Here is a 3,904-nt window from a genome sequence, read left to right as displayed (position 1 = left end):
GCTATAGCAAGTCTAAATCGGTTGTAATAACCTCTATGACTCAAACCCTGACCGTAGGGGCAATTCATGAATTGCCCCTACGGTAAATCAAATAGGATTGCTATATAAATAAATTATTTATTTAATATGAAATCCTTAAATCTTTGCTACAGATAACCCTGCGGCTTGTTGATAAGCTTCAACGGCGGCTTCCACTTCTCCTTGTTGCCAGAGGACATCGCCTAACTTATGATGAACTTCCCATAACTCAGGCGACTTTTGAAGCACTTGTTGATAACAAGCGATCGCCTTTTCCGGCTGTCCTTGATCTAACCAAATATCTCCCAATGCTTCTTGAACAGAGATTAAATTCGGGTTTAACTGAACTGTTTTTTGGTAAGATTGGATCGCATCCTCCCACTGTTTCTGTTCTGCATAGATATCTCCCAAGATTTCATGCACTTCTGCATCTTCTGGTTGAAGTTGTCGCAGTTGCTGATAAATTTGTTGGGCTAGGGCTATCTGTCCTTGACCTTGTAAAGCTTGAGCCATTAACCGATAAGCTTTTGTCTGTTGAGGTTCCTGTACAATAACTTGACGACAAACCTCAATACAAGCTTGCCACTGAGCCAGCTTTAAATACTGATCGGCTTGTTCTAGTAATTTCGCTTGATTTTGTTCGACAAGCTCAGGAGAAGGCTTGTGAGTAGCGGCATATTTTTCGTTTCCCTTGCCCTTATAAACAGCAACAGTTGGATTAGTCAAAGACAATGATAACGTTTTGTGTTCTTCTGACTGAGGTTGTTGTAAGCGTTCTCCCAACTGAGGATGGCGAATTGCCCGATGGGGATCTCTCACTAAGGCTTGACCATAACAAATCATCCCTTGGGTTCGTTGTCCTCGTTGCCAGAGGGCATCCCCCAGTTGCAAACAGTCCTGGACTGAAACCTTTTCCGGCTCTAATCGTAACGCTTCATACAAACAATCCTCGGCATTATCGCGATGACCAAGCGCTTGCCATCCGTAACTCAACTGTTGATAGGTGAAGGCACTGGGTTGAAACTGAATCGCTTTTTGATAGCAAGCAATGGCAGTTTTCCAGTTTCCTTCCTGGATGTAGACTTCCCCCATCCTCAGATACCCTTCTGCCTGTTGAGGTTGCAGCTTAATCCCCTGTTGATAACAGTGTTTGGCTTTCTCCCCATTCCCCAAGGCCACCCAAGCTTTCCCTAATAGCCAATAAACGGCTACTTCTTGAGGAGAGGAAATAAGCAGTTGCTCACAGTTGTCAATACAATCGTGATACTGTCCTTGCTCAAATAGCTTTTGAGCTTGCTGATACTGGCTTGACTCCGTGAGGGATTCACTGACAGACACGGCTGTTGTTGTCCACGTTTCCCCAATATCACTGTTTTGCAACTCACGCCTTGGTACGGATGGATACATCCCTACTTGTCCTGATAGAAATGTTCCAGCCAGCATCTGCAAGATTGGGTTTAAGGTCTGACTCTCCTGTAAGGCTTGATGGTTGTGGATTAAGGCTTGAGTTAAATTTTGCAAGGCCATTAACAGCCGAGGATTCACTTCTAAAGCCTGATGATAACAACTCAACACCTCCTGCCATCGACCTTGAACCACAAAAGCTTTGCCTAAGCTATTATAAGTTTCAAAAGCTTTGGGATTAATTTGTAAGGCTTGCTGATAATGAGCGATCGCTTCATCCCATTGTCCTTGAGCGGCTAAGACTTCCCCTAAATTATGGTGAGCTTCGGCATAGTTGGGATCAAACCAAATGGCGCGACGATAACAGATGGCCGCATCTACTAATCTTCCCCGATGTAAAAATAAACTCCCCAAGGCTAAATGTTCTTTCGGTTTAACGGCTTCTGGTTTTAAGCTAAATCCTTGATACCAATATTCGATGGCGATGTCCTGTTTTCCCGTGCGATTTAATACTTGAGCCAAATTTCGATAGGCAACTGCTAAATTAGGATTAAGAGCGATCGCTTTTTTATAAGCTAGAACCGCCCATTTCCACTGTTGTTGTTTGGCATATAAATTCCCCAAATTGGTATAAGCAATAGCATTTTGGGGTTGAAGTTTAACTAATTTCCGATAAGCTTTGATTGCTAAATCTAAACGTCCCAGTTGATTGAATGCTTTTCCTAAAATTTCATAGGCTTTACCTTGGTTCGGTGATTGAGCGATGACCTGCTGACATTGAGTGATCGCTTTTTTGAATAACTGATCATTCAAATCCTGTTCCGCTTGTTTTAAGATTTCTGTTTCATTTCCTGTAGAGCATACAGCGTCTCTACAGGGTTTTGTATTCGAGTTGAAAATTTCTTGTGATTGGATTGATTGTTGTTGAGCCTTTTCTAAGGTTAATTGAGCTTCTTCCCAGTTCGGCTCTTGCTTTAACGCTTGACGAAAACAAGCGATCGCAAACTCTATTTTTTCTTGACTTAAAAGAGTTTTTCCTAAATTCAACTGTTCCTGGGCACTCACTAAATCTGGCTGCAACTGATAAGCGTGATACCAACATTCTGTCGCTTCAACAGTCCGATTTAATTTTGTTAAGACTTTCGCCAAGTTCTGATACAGTTTCTCAGAATCTGGCTTGTATTTTAGGGCTTTTTGATAAGATTCAACGGCTAATTCCCATTGCTGTTGTTTGGCATATAAGCTGCCTAAATTTCCCAAGGGTTCTGGTAAGTTGGGCTGTAACTGAATAGCCTTTTGATAGGAAGCTTGAGCTTGTTCAAAATTTCCTTGAAGTTGTAGTGCATTCCCTAATATTGTGTAAGCTTCTGCACAGTTAAGATCGATTTTTAATACCTTTTGACAGGCTAAAATCGCTTCCTCAAAGTTTTTTTGAGTTAAATGCTCTTTCGCCTTTTGCAACCCATTTTCTAATGGAGTTACATCAAGGTTTGAGGATGATATCATGGGTCTGGTATCACAAGAAGAATGGTTAGATTTAACTGTTTCCTTTAGGATATCAGAAACTTGAAGCAATGTCTCTAAAGATTTAACATTAATTTGCAGATCTTCCACTAAAGGAGTGGGATACATCAGTTGTCGCAAGAAAGAACACCCTAAAGCTTCTCCTTGGATAGAATAATGTTTCAGTCCCAATTGCTGACTAATTAGCCAATAATAAGGGCGAATATAATGGGGAGAAACTAACTCCACTACAACGGTATTCGCTTGACAAAAAACCAGATTTGTTAATCCTGCCCCATGGGGTGCGATAATGACTTCAGCTTGCGAAAATAAATCAGCCTGTTCTTGAACTGTCAAGGTTTCTAACTCTATCGATACAAAACCCCATTGATTCAAATACTCTAAGATTTCCGCTTCATTCAAAACTCGTCGATATCGAGCTTGATTCCGACTAATATAAATTCGTTTAGGATAGGATTGTTTTTTATCTAAAACATCTGTTAAAAAAAGGCTTCGCAAAAACTTAATCGTATTAGGGACAACCCATCCTACCGAAGCCGGATAGGAAGGGACAATTAAACTAGAGGCTTGTAGATAAGAAACTTGATCACTTTCTATGATTTTATCAGCCGGAATTCCAATTTTTTCTAAGGTTTCTCGTTGAAAGCGTTGTTGATTTGAATTAATTAAAAACCCATCTATTGTGTTTAAATCAATGCCATTTTCTTGTAAAATTTTAATTCGGGGTAAAATATCAACCATCCAATGAAAATAGACATTTCCCGATAGTCCTGATAAAACAGCAACACGACCTTGAATTACCTTTAGGGGTGGAAGCTCATCTAATGAAAAAACCTGATGTTGACTCCAATCATAATTTTTACATCCGGGTAAAGGAGTCGGATAAAATTGAGACAATTCGGGAATTAATTCATTGTCTGAATTGAAAATTGCGATCGCATTACAGACATTCCACCAA

At 40.4% G+C, this 3,904-nt stretch carries 1 protein-coding gene; it reads right to left on the bottom strand.

Annotated elements, in window-relative coordinates:
* Window positions 1-135: 135 nt before the first annotated feature.
* A partial coding sequence (locus tag PL9214_RS03020) for a tetratricopeptide repeat protein (protein WP_072717378.1) occupies window positions 136-3,904 on the bottom strand: 3,769 nt, incomplete at its 5' end.

Origin of the sequence: Planktothrix tepida PCC 9214, from assembly GCF_900009145.1 — a bacterium.
Lineage (GTDB): Bacteria > Cyanobacteriota > Cyanobacteriia > Cyanobacteriales > Microcoleaceae > Planktothrix > Planktothrix tepida.
Note: the sequence above shows the minus strand (reverse complement) of the source record. Positions and strands in the feature narration are given on the sequence as shown.